Genomic DNA, 19,014 nt, shown 5'->3' on the forward strand with positions numbered 1-19,014 from the left:
AGTTGAACCGGCGGTTCAGCCGCCCTGTCCCGCACCGGACTGTCCCCACCGGAGGACCCCCACATGCGCTCGCACCTGCTCAACGACACCACCGCGGAGCAGTACCGCCGTTCCGTGACCGAAGGAGTCGAGCGGGTGGCCGCCAAACTCGCCGCCACCGACAGGCCGTTCACCGGCGTCAGCGTCGACGCCCTCGCTCCCCGCATCGACGAGATCGACCTCGACCAGCCGCTGCACGACACCACGGCGGTGCTCGACGAACTGGAGGAGGTCTACCTCCGGGACGCCGTCTACTTCCACCACCCCCGCTACCTGGCCCACCTCAACTGCCCGGTCGTCATCCCTGCCGTGCTCGGCGAGGCCGTCCTGTCCGCCGTGAACTCCTCCCTGGACACCTGGGACCAGTCGGCCGGCGGCACGCTCATCGAGCGGAAACTGATCGACTGGACGACCGAGCGCATCGGCCTCGGCCCGGCCGCCGACGGCGTGTTCACCTCCGGCGGCACCCAGTCCAACCTCCAGGCACTCCTGCTGGCGAGGGAAGAGGCCAAGAGCGACAGCCTCGCCAAACTGCGCATCTTCGCCTCCGAGGTCAGCCACTTCAGCGTGAAGAAGTCCGCGAAGCTCCTCGGGCTCGGCCAGGACGCCGTGGTCTGCGTCCCCGTCGACCACGACAAGCGCATGCGGACCGTCGCCCTCGCCCGCGAGCTGGAGCGCTGCGCGAAGGACGGCCTCGTCCCCATGGCCGTCGTCGCCACCGCCGGCACCACCGACTTCGGCTCCATCGACCCGCTGCCCGAGATCGCCGAACTCTGCGAGCAGTTCGGCACCTGGATGCACGTCGACGCCGCCTACGGCTGCGGACTGCTCGCCTCCCTGAAGCACCGGGACCGCATCGACGGCATCGAGCGCGCCGACTCGGTCACCGTCGACTACCACAAGTCCTTCTTCCAGCCGGTCAGTTCCTCTGCCGTCCTCGTACGGGACGCGGCGACGCTCCGCCACGCCACCTACCACGCCGAGTACCTGAACCCGCGCCGCATGGTGCAGGAACGTATCCCCAATCAGGTGGACAAGTCCCTGCAGACCACCCGCCGCTTCGACGCCCTCAAACTGTGGATGACGCTGCGGACCATGGGCGCCGACGGCATCGGGCAGCTCTTCGACGAGGTGTGCGAGCTGGCCCGGGAGGGCTGGAGGCTGCTGGCCGCCGACCCGCGCTTCGACGTGGTCGTGGAGCCGAGCCTGTCCACGCTGGTCTTCCGCCACATCCCGGCGAACGTCACCGACCCCGCCGAGATCGACCGCGCCAACCTCTACGCCCGCAAGGCCCTGTTCGCCTCCGGTGACGCCATCGTCGCGGGCACCAAGGTCGCCGGCCGTCACTACCTGAAGTTCACCCTGCTCAACCCCGAGACGCAGGCGTCCGACATCGCCGCCGTCCTCGACCTGATCGCCGGCCACGCCGAGCAGTACCTGGGAGAGTCCCTTGACCGCGCGTCCTGAAAACCCGACCAGAACCCATGACTTCGTGGGCATCGGGCTCGGCCCCTTCAACCTCGGCCTTGCCTGCCTGACCGAGCCCATCGCTCAGCTCGACGGCGTCTTCCTGGAGTCGAAGCCGGACTTCGAGTGGCACGCGGGGATGTTCCTCGACGGCGCCCACCTCCAGACCCCGTTCATGTCGGACCTGGTCACGCTCGCCGACCCGACGTCCCCGTACTCCTTCCTGAACTACCTGAAGGAGAAGGGCCGGCTGTACTCGTTCTACATCCGGGAGAACTTCTACCCGCTGCGCGTCGAGTACGACGACTACTGCCGCTGGGCCGCCGGCAAACTGAGCACCATCCGCTTCGGCACGACGGTGAAGGAAGTTCGCTACGAGGACGGCCTCTACGTCGTGCACACCGAGGCCAATGACGTGTTCCGCGCCCGCCACCTCGTCCTCGGCACCGGCACCCCGCCCTACGTCCCCGAGGCCTGCCAGGGCCTGGGCGGCGACTTCGTCCACAACAGCCGGTACCTGAGCGCCAAGGCGGAGCTGCAGAAGAAGGACTCGATCACGCTGGTCGGGTCCGGGCAGTCCGCCGCCGAGATCTACTACGACCTGCTCAGCGAGATCGACGTCCACGGCTACCGCCTGAACTGGGTCACCCGCTCCCCGCGCTTCTTCCCGCTGGAGTACACCAAGCTCACGCTGGAGATGACGTCCCCGGAGTACGTCGACTACTTCCGCGAGCTGCCGGAGGCCACCCGCTACCGCCTCACGGCCGAGCAGAAGGGCCTGTTCAAGGGCATCGACGGCGACCTGATCAACGAGATCTTCGACCTGCTCTACCAGAAGAACCTCGGCGGTCCGGTGCCCACGCGCCTGCTCACCAACTCCTCGCTGCACAGCGCGGAGTACGAGAACGGCACGTACACGCTGGGCTTCCGCCAGGAGGAGCAGGAGAAGGACTTCGAGCTGACCTCCGAGGGCCTGGTCCTGGCCACGGGCTACAAGTACGCGGAGCCGGAGTTCCTGAAGCCCGTGCGGGACCGCCTGGTCTACGACTCCCGGGGCAACTTCGACGTCGCCCGCAACTACGCCGTCGACGTCACCGGCCGCGGGATCTTCCTCCAGAACGCCGGCGTCCACACCCACAGCATCACCAGCCCGGACCTGGGCATGGGCCCCTACCGGAACGCGTACATCATCCGCGAACTGCTCGGCACCGAGTACTACCCGGTCGAGAAGACGATCGCGTTCCAGGAGTTCTCCGTATGAGCATCGCTACCCTCACCGTCCGCGCCCTGGACCCGCTCAGGGACGCCGAACTGCTGCACGGCTGGGTCACCCACCCCAAGGCGGCCTACTGGATGATGCAGGACGCGAAACTCCAGGACGTCGAGCGCGAGTACATGCGGATCGCGGCCCACGAGCACCACCACGCCTTCATCGGTCTGCACGACGGCGAGCCGGCCTTCCTGATGGAGACGTACGACCCCCGGTACGTCGAGCTGGTCGGGCTGTACGAGCCGGAGCCCGGCGATGTCGGCATGCACTTCCTGGTCGCGCCGACCGACCGGCCGATCCACGGCTTCACCCGGGCCGTCATCACGACCGTGATGGAGGAGCTGTTCGCCGATCCGCACACCCGGCGGGTCGTCGTCGAGCCCGACGTGAGCAACAAGGCCGTGCACGCGCTGAACGAGGCCGTGGGATTCGTGCCCGCACGTGAGATCGACAAGCCGGAGAAGCGCGCACTGCTGAGCTTCTGCACGCGCGAGCGCTTCTTCAACAGGCACAGCCCGGCCGCCCGAGGAGTAACCGTATGACCCTGTCCGACGCCGTAGCGCACCTGTCCCCCGACCGCTGGGCGCGGGCCAACCGCCTCCTGATCCGCAAGGCCCTCGCCGAGTTCGCGCACGAGCGGCTCATCACGCCGGAGGCCACCGGTGACGGCGCGTACGTCGTCCGCAGCGACGACGGCCAGACCCGGTACGCCTTCACCGCCGTGCGCCGCGCGCTCGACCACTGGCAGATCGACGCCGACTCGATCACCCGCCACCGGGACGGCGCCGAGGCCCCCCTCGCGGCCCTGGACTTCTTCATCGAGCTCCAGAAGTCCCTCGGCCTGAGCGACGACATCCTGCCCGTCTACCTGGAGGAGATCTCCTCCACCCTCTCGGGCACCTGCTACAAGCTCACCAAACCGAAGAGGACGGCGGCGGAGCTCGCACGCGGCGACTTCCAGGCCATCGAGACCGGCATGACCGAGGGCCACCCCTGCTTCGTGGCCAACAACGGGCGGCTCGGCTTCGGCATCCACGAGTACCTGTCGTACGCCCCCGAGACGGCGAGCCCGGTCCGGCTCATCTGGCTCGCGGCGCATCGCTCACGTGCCGCGTTCACGGCCGGTATCGGCATCGAGTACGAGTCGTTCCTGCGCGAGGAGCTGGGCGCCGAGACCGTCGAGCGCTTCCACGGCGTCCTGCGCGACCAGGACCTCGACCCAGCCGACTACCTCCTCATCCCCGTCCACCCCTGGCAGTGGTGGAACAAGCTGACCGTCACCTTCGCCGCGGAGGTCGCCCGCAAGAACCTGGTGTGCCTGGGCGAGGGCGACGACGAGTACCTGGCCCAGCAGTCCATCCGGACCTTCTTCAACACCTCCAGCCCCGAGAAGCACTACGTGAAGACGGCCCTGTCCGTCATCAACATGGGCTTCATGCGCGGACTGTCGGCCGCCTACATGGAGGCCACCCCGGCGATCAACGACTGGCTGGCCCAGCTCATCGAGGGCGACCCGGTGCTGAGCTCGACGGGCCTGTCGATCATCCGCGAGCGGGCCGCCGTCGGCTACCGGCACCTGGAGTACGAGCAGGCGACGGACCGCTACTCGCCGTACCGCAAGATGCTCGCCGCACTGTGGCGGGAGAGCCCGGTGCCGTCCCTGAAGGACGGCGAGTCCCTGGCCACCATGGCCTCCCTGGTCCACGTCGACCACGAGGGCGCCTCCGTCGCGGGCGCGCTGATCGAGCGGTCGGGGCTCTCCCCGAAGGAGTGGCTGCGCCGCTACCTCCAGGCGTACTTCACGCCCCTCCTCCACAGCTTCTACGCCTACGACCTGGTCTTCATGCCGCACGGCGAGAACGTCATCCTGGTGCTGAAGGACGGGGTCGTGCAGCGCGCGATCTACAAGGACATCGCCGAGGAGATCGCCGTCATGGACCCGGACGCGGTGCTGCCGCCGACGGTGGAGCGGCTGCGCGTGGAGGTCCCGGAGGACAAGAAACTCCTGTCGATCTTCACGGACGTCTTCGACTGCTTCTTCCGCTTCCTCGCGGCGAACCTCGCCTCCGAGGGGATCCTGGAGGAGGACGACTTCTGGCGCACGGTCGCGGAGGTGACCCGCGCCTACCAGGAGTCGACGCCGGAACTCGCCGACAAGTTCAAGCAGTACGACATGTTCGCCCCCGAGTTCGCCCTCTCCTGCCTGAACCGCCTCCAACTCCGCAACAACGAACAGATGGTGGACCTGTCGGACCCGTCCGGCGCCCTCCAACTGGCAGGCAACCTGAGGAACCCGATAGCCGCCTTCTGACCAACCCACATACAGACGAGCACCCCGGAGTACGGTCCTCCGGGGTGCTCGTCATTTCAGGGGCGCGGGGAACTGCGCACCCTTAGGGGCGCGGGGAACTGCGCACCCTTAGGGGCGCGGGGAACTGCGCACCCTTAGGGGCGCGGGGAACTGCGCAATCTTTTAGGGGCGCGGGGAACTGCGCGACAAGCCCCCACCGCCCCGCAGACAAGTCACCGCCCGCCAGAACCCCACGGCACCTGCGGCGACCGATACCACTCAACCCCCAGGGCACCCCACCGCTCACCCTGCGCAGCAAGCCGCCCCTTGTACCGCTCCCAGTCATGCGAAACCGCCGAAGACCACCCCAGCTCGGCAACCCCCGGCAACCGCGGAAACGCCATGAACTCGATGTCCCCGGAGTCCTCAAGGGTCTCCGACCACATCGGCGCCTCCACCCCCTTCACGGCCCCGCCCGGCACCCCCGGCAGATACGCCCCGGGATCCCAGTCGTACGACCGCCGCACCTCGACGTACCCCGCCCAGGACAACCCCAGCGGCGTCTCCTTGGTGTACTTCATGTCGAGGTACACCCGGTCCGCCGGCGACAGGATCAGCCCCGTCCCGTTCTGCGCGGCCTTCACGACCTGCGCCTTCTCCTCCGCACTCGTACCGTCCAGACCCCAGTACTGCGCCAACGCCCCCCGCGAGGGGGTCGCCCCGGTCAGCTGGTGCCAACCGACCACCGTCTTGCCGTACTTGGCGACGATCGGCTGCACCCGGTCCATGAACCTCACGTAGTCGGCGTGGCTGGTGGAGTGCGCCTCGTCACCCCCGATGTGGAGATACCGGCCCGGCGTGAGCGCGGCGAGCTCCCGGATCACGTCCTCCACGAAGTCGTACGTGACCTCCTTGCCGACGCACAGTGAGCTGAAGCCGACCTCGGTGCCGGTGTAGAGCGGGGGCGCCACGCCGTCGCAGTTCAGGTCGGCGTAGGAGGCGAGGGCCGCGTTGGTGTGGCCCGGCATGTCTATCTCGGGGACGACCTCCAGGTAGCGGGAGGCGGCGTAGCGCACGATCTCCTTGTAGTCGGCCTTGGTGTAGAAGCCGCCGGGACCACCGCCGACCTCCGTCGAACCGCCGTGGGTCGCGAGGCGCGGCCAGGAGTCGACGGCGATGCGCCAGCCCTGGTCGTCGCTGAGGTGCAGATGCAGCTTGTTGATCTTGTACAGGGCGAGTTGGTCGACGTAGCGCTTGACCTGGTCGACGGTGAAGAAGTGCCGCGAGACGTCGAGCATGGCGCCGCGCCAGCCGTAGCGCGGGGTGTCGGTGACGGTGCCGCCGGCGACGAGCCAGGGGCCGGGCCGGACGGAGTCCTCCTCGACGGCGGCCGGGAGCAGCTGGCGCAGGGTCTGTACGCCGTGGAAGAGGCCGGCGGGCTCCGCCGCCGTGATGGTGACGCCCTTGCGGCCGCTGTCGAGGCGGTAGCCCTCGGCGCCGAACGGGCCCGCGGCGAGGCGCAGTCGGATCCCGCCGCTCCCCTGGGCGGTGACGGGCAGGCGGTAGCCCGTGGAGGGGCGCAGGATCCGCGCGAGGTACTCGCCGATGCGGCGGGTCTCGCGGGAGTCGTCGACGCGTATGTGGGTGCCGCGGGTGATCTGGTAGGGGGATCCTCCCGGCGCGGCCGAAGCGGGCGCGGGGATCACACGGTCGAGCGGGGTGGGCGATGCCTGCGCCGCGGGGGCGGCCCCCGTCACGGAGACGCCCATCGTCACGAGCAGCAGGGAACCGAGAAGGCGGAGCGTTCTGTGGTGCTGTCTCACACGGCCGTCTCTCACAGGAGTGTCCCTTCCATGAGCCGTAGAGCTCCAAGAGGTCTGGACCACTCTCTCGTGAGTCGGGGGAATCGATCCACCCCGTGGCGGAGATCCGTTTGCGGCCCGGGCCGGACGCGGAAGCCCGGCCCGGACCGCCCGGGCCTACTTGGCGCGGCGCGCCACCGTGAAGTGGTCGATCCGCTCGCCGGTCTCCGCGATGCCCTGCACCTTCAGCGTGGCGTAACGGCCTCGCGGGGCCGGGGTGACGTCCACGCGCAGGAACGAGTAGTTCAGGTAGCGCACGCGCGACCACGCGACGGTCTCGTTCCGCTTGCCGTCCTTGAGGTTGACGAAGGAGGCCACGGAGTCGACCTCGTGCTCGTGCCCCTCGTAGGAGTCGGGCGCGCTGAACGCGTACAGGCTGCGGCCGGCCGCGCCCGCCGTCACGTACACCACGCCCTCGGTCTCGGGGTACGCCGTGCCGCCGATCGGCAGCTTCTTGGCGACCTTGTCGCCCTTGATGACGTCGGTGCGCTCGTACTGGTGGTTGTGGCCGTTGATCACGAGGTCCACCTGGTACTTCTCGAACAGCGGCACCCACTCCTGGCGCACACCCCCCTCCGAGGCGTGCGACGTGGAGGTGCAGTAGGCGCAGTGGTGGAAGAACACGACGACGAAGTCGATGTCCCGCCCGGCCCGGTACTTCTTCAGCTGCGCCTCGAACCACTTGGTCTGGGTGCCGCCCGAGATGCCGAGGTTGGCCGGGATCTCGAAGGACACGTCGTTGGGGTCGAGCGAGATGACCGCGGTGTTGCCGTGGACGAAGGAGTAGACGCCCGGCAGGTGCTTCTTGTCCGGCCCGTTGCCGGGGAGCGTGAAGCGGGCCTCCTCGCCGCCGTAGCCGCCCGGCGAGTACCAGGCCTCCATGTCGTGGTTGCCGTACGACACCATCCACGGGACGGACTTGGCGACCGTCTCGGTCTGGGCCAGGAACTGGTCCCAGGTGCGCGAGTCGAAGCCGGTGTCGGAGGTCTTGCCCTGGCCGGTCGGGTCGCCGTAGGCGATGTCGCCGGCGTGCAGGTGGAAGGCCGGGTTCTGGCCGAGCAGCAGGCTGTTGTTGGCGAGGCCGTGGTAGCTGACGCCCTGGTCGCCGAAGGCCGTGAAGGTGAACGGCGCCTTGTGCGCGGGGGCGGTGGTGAAGGTGCCGAGGGTGCCCAGCAGGTGCGGCTTCGCGGGGTCGAAGCCCTGGTGGCCGACGCCGTAGTAGTAGGTCCGGCCCGGTCGCAGGTGGGTCAGCTGGGCATGGAGGTAGTACTGGGTGTGGTCGCCGCTCGCGCCGGCACCGGCCGGGGTGAAGAGGGTGCGGACCTCGGCGTCGATCTTCCGGGAGAGGTCCGTGGGGTGGGCGCCGATCCGGATGAACGGCTTCTTGACGGCGACCGGGACCTGCCAGGAGACCGTCATCTCCGTGCGCGGGTCGGCGCCGTAGGCGAGGTGGCGGCCGAAGGGAGCGACGAAGGCGCCGTCGGCGGCCTCGGTCGCGGGAGCGGTGCGCGCCGTGGGAACGGCCGCCCGGGCGGTGGCGCCGGGTACGAAGGCGCCACCCGCGACGGCGCCGAGCGTGACGGCACCGCCTCTGATCATCGTGCGCCGGGAGAATCTGGCGCGCAGGTACTCGTGCTGCTCGGCCATGCTCATGCGCTCGGCGAGCCGCTCGGGTACGCCCATACGAGGAATGTCCATGGCGTCCTAAAATCGACGCCTCGGGCAACGGGACACGGGACGCGCGGTGGACGCTTCACGAACAAGCGCTCATGACAGTTTCAACGTTCCCCCAAGGAATCCCAACAGCCATCTGCCCGAAACCGGGCAGGATTCTTGCGAAACTATCGCCGGTGCCTCAGGATCTAGCGAGTGCACGACGAACTCGTTGATCACCTGACGCGCTCCACGCCTCTCAACCGGGGCGAGGCGCTGCGGGTGATCCAGGACGTGCTCGCCTGGTTCGACGAGACGACCGAGGAGTACGTCCGTCGCCGCCACCGCGAGCTCCAGGCCCAGGGCCTGGTGAACGCGGCGATCTTCGAGCGGATCGAGGCGGATCTGAAATATCGCGCGGTGGCGCCGCCGGAGCTCTCGCTCCGGCAGCTGCGGCGCATCGTCTACGGCTGAGGAATACCTGTACATGTGCGGAATCGTCGGTTACATCGGGAAGCGTGACGTCGCCCCCCTCCTACTGGAGGGCCTCCAGCGCCTGGAGTACCGCGGCTACGACTCCGCGGGCATCGTCGTCTCGACCCCGAAGGCGTCCGGCCTGAAGATGGTCAAGGCCAAGGGCCGCGTCCGTGACCTGGAGGCCAAGGTCCCGGCCCGGTTCAAGGGCACGACCGGCATCGCCCACACCCGCTGGGCCACCCACGGCGCCCCCTCGGACGTGAACGCGCACCCGCACCTGGACGCCGAGGGCAAGGTCGCCGTCGTCCACAACGGCATCATCGACAACGCCGCCGACCTGCGCCGCAAGCTGGAGGCGGACGGCGTCGAGTTCCTCTCCGAGACCGACACCGAGGTCCTCACCCACCTCATCGCCCGCTCGCAGGCGACCAAGCTGGAGGACAAGGTCCGCGAGACCCTCCGGGTCATCGAGGGCACCTACGGCATCGCCGTCATGCACGCCGACTTCCCCGACCGGATCGTCGTCGCCCGCAACGGCTCCCCGGTCGTCCTCGGCATCGGCGAGAAGGAGATGTTCGTCGCCTCGGACATAGCCGCTCTGGTCACCCACACCCGCCAGATCGTCACCCTCGACGACGGCGAGATGGCCACCCTGAAGGCCGACGACTTCCGCACGTACACGACGGAGGGCACCCGCACCACCGCCGAGCCCACCACCGTCGAGTGGGAGGCCGCCTCGTACGACATGGGCGGCCACGACACCTACATGCACAAGGAGATCCACGAGCAGGCCGACGCCGTGGACCGCGTGCTGCGCGGCCGCATCGACGACCGCTTCTCCACCGTGCACCTGGGCGGTCTGAACCTCGACGCGCGTGAGGCCCGCCGGATCCGCCGGGTGAAGATCCTCGGCTGCGGCACCTCGTACCACGCGGGCATGATCGGCGCCCAGATGATCGAGGAGCTGGCCCGCATCCCCGCCGACGCCGAGCCCGCCTCGGAGTTCCGCTACCGCAACGCGGTCGTCGACCCCGACACCCTCTACGTCGCGGTCTCCCAGTCCGGTGAGACCTACGACGTCCTGGCCGCCGTGCAGGAGCTCAAGCGCAAGGGCGCCCGCGTCCTGGGCGTGGTGAACGTCGTCGGCTCGGCGATCGCCCGCGAGGCGGACGGCGGCATCTACGTGCACGCCGGGCCCGAGGTCTGCGTGGTCTCCACGAAGTGCTTCACCAACACCACGGTCGCCTTCGCGCTCCTCGCCCTGCACCTCGGCCGCACCCGCGACCTGTCGGTCCGCGACGGCAAGCGCATCATCGAGGGCCTGCGCAAGCTGCCCGCCCAGATCGCCGAGATCATGGAGCACGAGGAGGACGTCAAGAAGCTGGCCCTGCAGTTCGCCGAGGCCCGCTCGATGCTCTTCATCGGCCGTGTGCGGGGCTACCCGGTGGCCCGAGAGGCCTCCCTGAAGCTCAAGGAGGTCTCGTACATCCACGCCGAGGCCTACCCCGCCTCCGAGCTCAAGCACGGCCCGCTGGCCCTGATCGAGCCGGCCCTCCCCACGGTCGCGATCGTCCCCGACGACGACCTGCTGGAGAAGAACCGCGCCGCCCTGGAGGAGATCAAGGCCCGCAGCGGCAAGATCCTCGCGGTCGCCCACCAGCACCAGGAGAAGGCCGACGAGACGATCGTCGTCCCGAAGAACGAGGACGAACTGGACCCCATCCTGATGGGCATCCCCCTCCAACTCCTCGCGTACCACACGGCCCTGGCCCTGGGCAGGGACATCGACAAGCCCCGCAACCTGGCCAAGTCGGTGACGGTGGAGTAACCAACCCTCCTTTGAGGGCGTGGGGAACTGCGCGAACAACCCCCACGCCCCCGCACAGGCCCCCAAAGAGAACGGACCCCCACGTGCTGCCACCACGCACAGGGGGTCCGTTCTCACTTGGCGATCTGGGCGATTGACGCGGCGTCAACCACTGTCACAGCGTCAGGGAATGACCATCACAGGCCGCTGCGCCCGCTTGGCGAGCCGCCCGGCGACCGAGCCGAAGATCCTCCCGACGATGCCGTGGGTCGACCCCACGACGATCGCGTCGGCCTCGTACTCCCGGCCGACCTCTTCGAGTTCGTGGCAGATGTCCCCACCACGCTCGACCAGGATCCAGGGGACCTCGGCGAGATACTCCGCACAGGCCAGCTCAAGACCGAGCACCTCGGTCCGGTGGTCCGGCACGTCCACGAAGACGGGCGGCTCACAGCCGGCCCACACCGTGGTCGGCAGCCGGTTGGCGACATGAACGATGATCAGGCCCGACCTGGAGCGATGGGCCATGCCGATCGCGTACGCCAGGGCGCGCTCACTGGACGTGGAGCCGTCGAAACCGACGACCACGCCGTGCTTGAAGGCGGGATCGCAGGAATGGCGTGGCTCTTCCGCCGCCAGGGGCTCGGCCGCCGTGGGATCGGCGACGGGCCGCTTGCGGTCCGCGGGTTCGAAGAATTCGTGACCGGCCATGGCTGTCTCGGCGTCGTGATCCTTTATGGGTGGGACAACAGTGTGCGGCGGAGCTGTGTCCGGGAATGGTCTTCCCAACCCCATACCCCCAAGGGTACGGCGGCACGCCTCCTTAGCCCAGACCTCGCCCGCCGTGCGTGCGGGTTCCAGGGAGCATGCACGAGGCGACGCCCGTAACGCAATGGTTGCTGCGCTGTACAGGCGGTTTGCACAGGATTCACTTACCCCTGGGAGTGATCCCGGGTGATCAGGGGGCGATCCGGGGGCGATCAGGGGGTGATCAGGGGGTGATCCGATCACACAGTGACCTGCCCCGCGGCCGAGCGTTGAACTCCGTGAGCCACGCCACAGGGAGCACGCATGTCCGGACCTCGCCCCGCCTCCGAGGCGGACCGCGTGACCCCGCCGCCGCGAGACACCGCGACGGACGTGGTCCGCTGGGCGGCCTTCAGCTGTCTGCTCGTCCCGGTCGTGCTCCTCGGCTACGGCACCTCGCTGGCCGGTGCCGCCGGCACCGCCCTCGGACTCGCGGCCGTCACGGGCGCCTGCCGGGTGCTGCTGCGCCAGTCCGAACGCGGCGCGGCCCGGATGGCGGCCGAGGACCGGGCACCCCACCGGGGCAGGCGCCACCGCACCGGAACGGGGTCGCATCGTGGCGGACGGCACACTGGAGGAGATACACCGGTCAGCTGACCGGTTTCCATGCACGTGCACGTCGGTTTCAAGCCAACTTCTCGCACCCGTGCATCCCCGTGCCCCACCACCCCCCAACCCCCGTTCGACCTGCACGGAAAGGGCCTCAGGGGTCCTGCGCACCCTACGTGGATTGGCCACCGCGACAAGGCGCACTTCCCTGCACGCCCCACGAGTGCAACGCTTCGTGATCGAATGCTTCACGCCAAGTTGCCAAGTCGACAATCTGCCGAGTGCCGAACCGGCCAACTCGGCGCGACGGGACACAGTAGATTCGATCTTGACTGTCTACGGCGGGGGACTCGTGCAGGACCGAGGGGAAACGTGCAGGAGCGACACAACCGAGGAGCCGCGACCACCGAGGGGGGCTTAGCAGTATGAGCCACGACTCCACTGCCGCGCCGGAAGCCGTGGCCCGGAAGCTTTCCGGGCGACGCCGCAAGGAGATCGTCGCGGTGCTGCTGTTCAGCGGCGGCCCCATCTTCGAGAGTTCCATACCACTGTCGGTGTTCGGGATCGACCGCCAGGACGCCGGCGTGCCGCGCTACCGACTGCTGGTGTGCGGCGGTGAGGACGGCCCGCTGCGGACCACAGGGGGCCTCGAACTCACCGCCCCGCATGGCCTGGAAGCGATCTCTCGCGCCGGCACGGTCGTCGTACCGGCCTGGCGTTCGATCACATCTCCGCCGCCGGAGGAGGCACTCGACGCGCTACGCCGGGCCCACGAGGAGGGCGCCCGCATCGTCGGACTGTGCACCGGCGCCTTCGTCCTCGCGGCGGCCGGCCTGCTGGACGGCCGCCCCGCGACGACACACTGGATGTACGCGCCGACGCTGGCGAAGCGCTACCCGTCGGTGCACGTCGACCCGCGGGAGCTGTTCGTCGACGACGGCGACGTGCTGACGTCGGCCGGCACGGCCGCGGGCATCGACCTGTGCCTGCACATCGTGCGCACCGACCACGGCAACGAGGCGGCCGGCGCCCTGGCCCGGCGGCTCGTCGTGCCCCCGCGCCGAAGCGGCGGCCAGGAGCGCTACCTCGACAGGTCTTTACCGGAGGAGATCGGCGCCGACCCGCTGGCCGAGGTCGTCGCCTGGGCGCTGGAGCACCTCCACGAACAGTTCGACGTGGAGACGCTGGCGGCACGCGCGTACATGAGCCGTCGTACGTTCGACCGCCGCTTCCGCTCGCTCACCGGGAGCGCCCCGCTGCAGTGGCTGATCACGCAGCGTGTGCTCCAGGCACAGCGCCTGCTGGAGACGTCGGACTACTCGGTGGACGAGGTGGCGGGGCGCTGCGGCTTCCGGTCGCCGGTCGCCCTGCGCGGGCACTTCCGCCGCCAGCTGGGCTCGTCCCCGGCCGCGTACCGGGCGGCGTACCGCGCCCGGCGCCCGCAGGGCGAGCGGCCCCAGGACACCGAGGCCGCCCAGGGCGGACCCGGATCCGGAGTGCCGGGCGGCCACCCGGGCCACCCCGGTCAGCCGGGCCAGACCCCCGGCTCCCTCCACCCGGAGCACCCCGTCCCGATCCAGTCCCGCCGAACGGCGGCGGCCGGAGCGATCGGGTCGCCCCCGGCGCTGTCGGCGTCGGCCGCGTCCGACAACGGTCGGGAGGCGTACATATCGCCCCGGGCGAGCCTGCCGGGGCAGCGCAGCGCGACGTGATCCGGTGACCGGGCCCGCGGAGGATGAGCCTCCGCGGGCCCGGCTCCGTTCATCAGGGCAGCCGGTCCAATGGCCACAAGGTCACCGCACGGTCGGCTCAGCCAGGAGCGGCTCGCCGTAGGGTTAGACACATGAACGATCGCATGGTGTGGATCGACTGCGAGATGACCGGCCTCTCGCTGTCGGACGACGCGCTCATCGAGGTGGCCGCCCTCGTGACCGATTCCGAGCTGAACGTGCTCGGCGAGGGCGTGGACATCGTCATCCGGCCGCCGGACCGGGCGCTGGAGACGATGCCGGAGGTGGTGCGTCAGATGCACACCGCGTCCGGGCTGCTCGCCGAGCTGCCGGACGGAACGACTCTGCGGGACGCCGAGGAGCAGGTCCTGACGTACGTGAGGGAGTTCGTCAAGGAGCCGGGCAAGGCCCCGCTGTGCGGCAACTCCGTCGGCACAGACCGTGGCTTCCTGCTGCGCGACATGCCGACACTGGAGGACTACCTGCACTACCGGATCGTCGACGTGTCGTCGATCAAGGAGCTGGCCCGCCGCTGGTACCCGAGGGCGTACTTCAACAGCCCGCAGAAGAACGGCAACCACCGCGCGCTCGCCGACATCCGCGAGTCCATCGCCGAGCTGCGCTACTACCGCGAGGCCCTCTTCGTCCCGCAGCCCGGGCCCGACTCGGACACCGCGAAGACGATCGCCGCGAAGCACGTTCTGCCTGCTCATTAGGCGTGACAGGGGCCCGTCGGGGGGCGCCGGGAAAGGCGGGCGCGAGCACCCCTTCGGACCCTGTACACTTTTTCTCGGCCGGTCGGGGAAGTCACTGATCTCCAATCCGGTCATGGTGGGTGTAGCTCAGCTGGTAGAGCACCTGGTTGTGGTCCAGGATGCCGCGGGTTCGAGTCCCGTCACTCACCCTGAGCAATCAGCCGGTGGCTTCGACAGAAGCCACCGGCTGAAGCTTTTTGCGCGCCGGTCCTGGCCGTGGCGACGGCCAGGGTTACGGTCGGCGCCATGGACGGTGGACATCGCGGGTGGCTGGCGTGCGTGCTCGGCGGGGCCGTGTTCGCCGTGTGCATGGCCGGCACCACGCTGCCGACTCCCCTCTATCCCCTCTACCAGGCCAAGTTCGGGTTCTCCGACCTGACGGTGACCGTGGTGTACGCCCTGTACGCCTTCGCGGTCATCGCGGTGCTGCTGCTGGTGGGCAACGCCTCGGACGCCGTGGGCCGACGGCCGGTGCTGCTGTGCGGACTGGGCTTCGCGGCGGCGAGCGCGGTGTGCTTCCTGTGCGCCACCGGGCTGGGCTGGCTGTTCGCGGGACGGCTGCTGTCGGGGCTGTCCGCCGGGCTGTTCACCGGTGCCGCCACGGCCTATGTGATGGAACTGGCGCCGGAGGGCGGCGCCTCCCGCGCCACGTTCGTGGCGACGGCCGCCAACATGGGCGGACTGGGGTGCGGTCCACTGCTGTCCGGAGTGCTCGCGCAGTACGCCGACTGGCCGCTGTACCTGCCGTTCGTCACGCACCTGATCCTGGTGGCCGGGGCGGCCCTCGTCGTGCTGCGCCTCCCGGAGACCGTGCGGGAGCGGCAGCCGCTGCGCACCGTACGGCCGCAGCGCCCCGCGCTGCCCCCGCAGGTGCGGGCGGTGTTCGCGCCCGCGGCGATCGCCTCGTTCGTCGGCTTCGCACTGCTCGGGCTGTTCACCTCGGTCAGCCCGGACTTCCTCGCCCGGTCCCTGAACGTGCACAACCACGCGGTGAGCGGTCTGGTCGTCGCGCTGGCCTTCTTCTCCTCCACCGCCGGGCAACTGGCGGTCGGCCCGGTCGGCGCACGGCGCTCACTCCCCCTCGGCTGCGCCGGGCTCCTCGCCGGGCTGGTGCTGCTCGCGGGCGCGCTGCGGTGGGACCTCATGGCACTGGTGGTCCTGAGCGCGGTCGTCGGCGGGGTCGGACAAGGGCTGGCGTTCCGCGGCGCGCTCTCCGAGGTGGCCGGGGCCTCTCCACAGCGCCAGCACGCGGAGGTCATCTCGACGCTGTTCGTGGTGGCCTACGCGGGCATCTCCCTCCCCGTGATCGGCGTGGGCCTCCTGACCCGCCCGATCGGCCTGGAGGGTGCTGGGCTGGTGTTCATCGCCTGCATGGCCGTGCTGGTGTCGGTCGCGGCCGCCTACCTGCTGCGCCGGCCGGTACCGGCGAGGACGTGACCGTACCCGTTCGGTGGCGCCGTCTGAGTGAGCCCGGGGCGGCGCCGGTGGTCCGTTCCACGAGCGTCGGCCGGTCCGGGTGACGGGCCGTCACGACGACGACCGCACCACCAGTTCCGTCGCCAGGACCATCTGGCGTCGGTCCAGGCCCCGGGAGGCCAGGGGGCGGCGGTCGGCGACCTCGGTGAGGAGGAGGTCTATCATCCGGCGGCCCATCTCCTCGATGGGCTGGCGGACGCTGGTGAGGGGCGGGTCCATGTGGCGGGCGATGGCGGAGTCGTCGTAGCCGACGAGCGCGACGTCGTCGGGGATGCGGCGCCCCGCCTCGCGCAGCGCCTGGCGGGCACCGGCCGCGGTGACGTCGGAGCCGGCGAAGACCGCGTCCAGATCGGGGTGGCGCTCCAGCAGCGCCCGCATGGCGCGGTGGCCGCCCTCCTCCGAGAAGTCACCCGCCTCGATCAGCGCCTCGTCCACCCCGTGGCCCGCGTCGCTCAGGGCGTCGCGGTAGCCGTCGACGCGACGCTGGGCGCCGTAGACGTCGAGGCGGCCGGTGATGTGGGCCACCCGGCGGCGGCCGCGGGACAGCAGGTGCTCGACGGCCTGGCGGGCACCGCCGTAGTTGTCCGAGTCGACCGACGGCAGCGTCTCCGCCGATGACCGCGGACCGCTGATCACCGCCGGGATCTCCAGTTGCGCCAGCAGGTCGGGCAGCGGGTCGTCCGCGTGGACCGAGACCAGCAGCACACCGTCCACCCGGTGGGCGGCCAGGTACTGGGCGAGCCGCTGCCGCTCCCGGTCACTGCCCGCGAAGGTCAGCAGCAGCTGCATCTCCGTGTCGGAGATCTCCGCGCCGACGCCCCTGAGCATGTCCGAGAAGTACGGCTCGGCGAAGAACCTGGTCTCCGGCTCGGGGACCACCAGCGCGATCGCGTCCGTGCGGTTGGCGGCCAGGGCGCGGGCCGCCGTGTTGGGGACGTAGCCGAGCTCCGCGACGGCGGCCTCCACCGCCGCCCGGGTCGCGTCACTGACCCTCGGCGAACCGTTGATCACCCGGGAGACCGTGCCGCGCCCGACACCCGCGCGCGCCGCCACCTCTTCGAGGGTGGGCCGGCCACCGCTTCGGCCCCGCGCTCCGTGGCTTGCCATGGCTCCGCCTTCCCGTCCAGACCCGCACTCTGCGGCTGGCCTGGAATTTAACAGGCCCGCCGATGGAAGTGACCGCTGCCGAGGGCTGCCGCCCCAGGCCTTCCGCTTCCACCGGACGAGCTTGATCGACTGGCTGGATACCGCCACCCCGGGCGGCAACCGGTCCCGGTCCGGGGCCAGTTAACAGCCCGATAACTGAACGCATATCTCCCTGTCCGGTCCCTTGACACCCCCGCCCCGACCCGCGAACCTTCAACACATCACTGATGGGAGCGCTCCCACACTACCTGACACATACACAACCCGCACGTTCCCCGCCCGCGCCGAAGCGAGTGAAAAACGGGTCCAACATGCAGTTGGCCGGGGGGTCGGCACGTCAGGGCAACAGGAGGACGACATGCGAGCACGCATCCGAACCGCCCGCAAGGCGATGGTCGTCGCGGCCGTCGCGTCGCTGGGCGCCGGGCTGCTGGCCGGCTGTGCCGACGACGGCAAGGACGACGGCTCCGACTCCTCGTCGGGCGACAGCGGCGGCAAGACGACGATCTCCGTGGGGCTCTTCGGCACCATGGGCTTCAAGGAGGCCGGTCTCTACGCCGAGTACGAGAAGCTCAACCCGAAGATCAAGATCGAGCAGAACGTCGTCCAGCGGAACGAGAACTACTACCCGGCGCTGCTGAACCACCTCACCACCAACAGCGGCCTGCTCGACGTCCAGGCCGTCGAAGTCGCCAACATCTCCGAGGTCACGGCCACCCAGGCCGACAAGCTCGAGGACATGTCCAAGGCCCCGGGCGTGGACAAGAACAAGTGGCTGGACTGGAAGTGGCAGCAGGCCACGACCAAGGACGGCAGGACGATCGGCCTCGGCACCGACGTCGGCCCGATGGCGATCTGTTACCGCACGGACCTCTTCAAGCAGGCCGGTCTGCCCAGCGACCCGGCCGAGGTCGGCAAGCTGTGGGCCGGCGACTGGGCCAAGCTCGTCGACGTCGGTGAGCGCTACAAGTCGAAGGCGCCCGAGGGCACCTTCTTCATGGACTCCCCCGGCGGCCTGATCAACGCGATCCTGGGCAGCGAGAAGGAGAAGTTCTACGACTCCTCCGGCAAGGTCATCTACAAGACCAACCCGGCCGTCAAGACCGCCTTCGACCTGACCGCGGAGGCCGCCAAGAAGGGCCTCGTCCAGTCGGAGACCCAGTTCCAGCCGTCCTGGAACTCCTCGATCGCCAACAACAAGTTCGCCACCATCGCCTGCCCGCCGTGGATGCTGGGCACGATCAAGGGCTACGCCAAGCCGGACGCGGCCGGCAAGTGGGCCGTGGCCGAGGCGCCCAAGGGCGGCAACTGGGGCGGCACCTTCCTCACCGTGCCGAAGAGCGGCAAGCACGTGAAGGAGGCCCAGAAGTTCGTGACCTGGCTGACCGCGCCGGAGCAGCAGGCGAAGCTGTTCAAGGTGCAGGCCAGCTTCCCGAGCGCCCCGTCCGCCTACACCATGCCCGAAGTGACCGGCGCGACGAACGAGATGACCGGTGACCAGAAGATCGGCCCGATCTTCGCGGCGGCCGCCAAGTCCGCCCCGGTCCAGGTGATCGGCCCGAAGGACCAGATCATCATGCAGGGTCTGTCGGACAACGGCGTGATCCTGGCGACGAAGGGCAAGTCGGCCAAGGATGCCTGGGAGTCGGCGATCAAGTCCATCGACAACAAGCTGGACCAGTGACC

Annotated in this window: 15 protein-coding genes and 1 tRNA gene; 12 read left to right on the forward strand and 4 right to left on the reverse strand. The window is 69.5% G+C overall.

What is annotated here, in order from left to right; all coding sequences use genetic code 11:
* Positions 1-63: 63 nt before the first annotated feature.
* Genes desA through SSQG_RS14045 form a run of 4 tightly spaced genes read left to right on the forward strand, consistent with a single transcriptional unit; the run spans position 64 to position 5,087 of the window.
* Positions 64-1,506, forward strand: a complete 1,443-nt coding sequence (gene desA / locus SSQG_RS14030) for a lysine decarboxylase DesA (protein ID WP_003990432.1) — start codon at positions 64-66, stop codon at positions 1,504-1,506.
* Positions 1,490-2,767 carry a lysine N(6)-hydroxylase/L-ornithine N(5)-oxygenase family protein gene (locus tag SSQG_RS14035; protein WP_039932671.1) on the forward strand — a complete coding sequence of 426 codons (1,278 nt, stop codon included), beginning with the start codon at positions 1,490-1,492 and terminating at the stop codon, positions 2,765-2,767. Before desA ends, SSQG_RS14035 begins: the two co-directional genes overlap by 17 nt.
* Positions 2,764-3,318, forward strand: coding sequence for a GNAT family N-acetyltransferase (locus SSQG_RS14040; protein WP_003990434.1), 555 nt, complete (start codon positions 2,764-2,766; stop codon positions 3,316-3,318). The genes SSQG_RS14035 and SSQG_RS14040 overlap by 4 nt, the downstream gene beginning before the upstream one ends.
* Complete coding sequence (locus SSQG_RS14045) at positions 3,315-5,087, forward strand: IucA/IucC family protein (protein WP_003990435.1); 1,773 nt, start codon at positions 3,315-3,317, stop codon at positions 5,085-5,087. The genes SSQG_RS14040 and SSQG_RS14045 overlap by 4 nt, the downstream gene beginning before the upstream one ends.
* A gap of 212 nt (positions 5,088-5,299) precedes the next feature.
* Here SSQG_RS14045 and SSQG_RS14050 read toward each other — a convergent pair whose 3' ends face one another.
* Both SSQG_RS14050 and SSQG_RS14055 read right to left on the reverse strand, forming a co-directional pair.
* Positions 5,300-6,889, reverse strand: a complete 1,590-nt coding sequence (locus tag SSQG_RS14050; protein ID WP_003990436.1) for a beta-N-acetylhexosaminidase — start codon at positions 6,887-6,889, stop codon at positions 5,300-5,302.
* 156 nt (positions 6,890-7,045) lie between these two features.
* Positions 7,046-8,611 (reverse strand): purple acid phosphatase family protein, encoded by a 1,566-nt coding sequence (locus SSQG_RS14055; protein WP_039932673.1) that lies wholly within the window; start codon positions 8,609-8,611, stop codon positions 7,046-7,048.
* Between the two features lie 186 nt (positions 8,612-8,797).
* On the opposite strand from SSQG_RS14055, the gene SSQG_RS14060 reads away from it, so the two are divergent.
* Complete coding sequence (locus SSQG_RS14060; RefSeq protein ID WP_003990438.1) at positions 8,798-9,055, forward strand: hypothetical protein; 258 nt, start codon at positions 8,798-8,800, stop codon at positions 9,053-9,055.
* Between the two features lie 13 nt (positions 9,056-9,068).
* The gene (glmS, locus tag SSQG_RS14065) at positions 9,069-10,886 is read left to right on the forward strand and encodes a glutamine--fructose-6-phosphate transaminase (isomerizing) (protein ID WP_003990439.1); all 1,818 of its coding nucleotides are present in this window, start codon (positions 9,069-9,071) and stop codon (positions 10,884-10,886) included.
* A gap of 162 nt (positions 10,887-11,048) precedes the next feature.
* Here the strand turns inward: glmS and SSQG_RS14070 are convergent, their stop codons facing one another.
* The gene (locus SSQG_RS14070; RefSeq protein ID WP_003990440.1) at positions 11,049-11,576 is read right to left on the reverse strand and encodes a universal stress protein; all 528 of its coding nucleotides are present in this window, start codon (positions 11,574-11,576) and stop codon (positions 11,049-11,051) included.
* Between the two features lie 360 nt (positions 11,577-11,936).
* Between SSQG_RS14070 and SSQG_RS14075 the strand changes: the two genes are divergently transcribed.
* The 5 genes from SSQG_RS14075 (at position 11,937) to SSQG_RS14095 (ending at position 16,143) form a co-directional block, all read left to right on the forward strand.
* On the forward strand, positions 11,937-12,269 hold the full coding sequence (locus tag SSQG_RS14075; RefSeq protein WP_003990441.1) for a hypothetical protein: 333 nt from the start codon (positions 11,937-11,939) through the stop codon (positions 12,267-12,269).
* Between the two features lie 377 nt (positions 12,270-12,646).
* Positions 12,647-13,933, forward strand: coding sequence for a helix-turn-helix domain-containing protein (locus tag SSQG_RS14080; RefSeq protein ID WP_039932674.1), 1,287 nt, complete (start codon positions 12,647-12,649; stop codon positions 13,931-13,933).
* Positions 13,934-14,064: 131 nt separating this feature from the next.
* Complete coding sequence (gene orn, locus SSQG_RS14085; protein WP_003990443.1) at positions 14,065-14,667, forward strand: oligoribonuclease; 603 nt, start codon at positions 14,065-14,067, stop codon at positions 14,665-14,667.
* Positions 14,668-14,782: 115 nt separating this feature from the next.
* Positions 14,783-14,855: transfer RNA gene (locus SSQG_RS14090), tRNA-His, on the forward strand.
* A gap of 97 nt (positions 14,856-14,952) precedes the next feature.
* Entirely contained in the window at positions 14,953-16,143 is a 1,191-nt protein-coding gene (locus tag SSQG_RS14095; RefSeq protein WP_039932676.1) for an MFS transporter, read from the forward strand.
* Between the two features lie 90 nt (positions 16,144-16,233).
* Here the strand turns inward: SSQG_RS14095 and SSQG_RS14100 are convergent, their stop codons facing one another.
* Positions 16,234-17,289: a LacI family DNA-binding transcriptional regulator gene (locus tag SSQG_RS14100; protein ID WP_003990445.1), complete on the reverse strand. Its 1,056-nt coding sequence runs from the start codon at positions 17,287-17,289 to the stop codon at positions 16,234-16,236.
* A gap of 397 nt (positions 17,290-17,686) precedes the next feature.
* Between SSQG_RS14100 and SSQG_RS14105 the strand changes: the two genes are divergently transcribed.
* Complete coding sequence (locus SSQG_RS14105; protein WP_003990446.1) at positions 17,687-19,012, forward strand: ABC transporter substrate-binding protein; 1,326 nt, start codon at positions 17,687-17,689, stop codon at positions 19,010-19,012.
* Positions 19,013-19,014 lie beyond the last annotated feature (2 nt).

Source organism: Streptomyces viridochromogenes DSM 40736 (assembly GCF_000158955.1).
Taxonomy (GTDB): Bacteria; Actinomycetota; Actinomycetes; order Streptomycetales; family Streptomycetaceae; genus Streptomyces; species Streptomyces venetus.

What these genes read in the sequence shown, in the direction of transcription:
- SSQG_RS14075 (WP_003990441.1), top strand. Translation starts at nt 11,937, where the DNA reads ATGTCCGGACCTCGCCCCGCCTCCGAGGCGGACCGCGTGACCCCGCCG.
- SSQG_RS14080 (WP_039932674.1), top strand. Translation starts at nt 12,647, where the DNA reads ATGAGCCACGACTCCACTGCCGCGCCGGAAGCCGTGGCCCGGAAGCTT.
- SSQG_RS14095 (WP_039932676.1), top strand. Translation starts at nt 14,953, where the DNA reads ATGGACGGTGGACATCGCGGGTGGCTGGCGTGCGTGCTCGGCGGGGCC.
- SSQG_RS14105 (WP_003990446.1), top strand. Translation starts at nt 17,687, where the DNA reads ATGCGAGCACGCATCCGAACCGCCCGCAAGGCGATGGTCGTCGCGGCC.
- SSQG_RS14040 (WP_003990434.1), top strand. Translation starts at nt 2,764, where the DNA reads ATGAGCATCGCTACCCTCACCGTCCGCGCCCTGGACCCGCTCAGGGAC.
- SSQG_RS14070 (WP_003990440.1), bottom strand. Translation starts at nt 11,576, where the DNA reads ATGGCCGGTCACGAATTCTTCGAACCCGCGGACCGCAAGCGGCCCGTC.
- SSQG_RS14045 (WP_003990435.1), top strand. Translation starts at nt 3,315, where the DNA reads ATGACCCTGTCCGACGCCGTAGCGCACCTGTCCCCCGACCGCTGGGCG.
- SSQG_RS14055 (WP_039932673.1), bottom strand. Translation starts at nt 8,611, where the DNA reads ATGGGCGTACCCGAGCGGCTCGCCGAGCGCATGAGCATGGCCGAGCAG.
- SSQG_RS14100 (WP_003990445.1), bottom strand. Translation starts at nt 17,289, where the DNA reads ATGGCAAGCCACGGAGCGCGGGGCCGAAGCGGTGGCCGGCCCACCCTC.
- desA (WP_003990432.1), top strand. Translation starts at nt 64, where the DNA reads ATGCGCTCGCACCTGCTCAACGACACCACCGCGGAGCAGTACCGCCGT.
- glmS (WP_003990439.1), top strand. Translation starts at nt 9,069, where the DNA reads ATGTGCGGAATCGTCGGTTACATCGGGAAGCGTGACGTCGCCCCCCTC.
- orn (WP_003990443.1), top strand. Translation starts at nt 14,065, where the DNA reads ATGAACGATCGCATGGTGTGGATCGACTGCGAGATGACCGGCCTCTCG.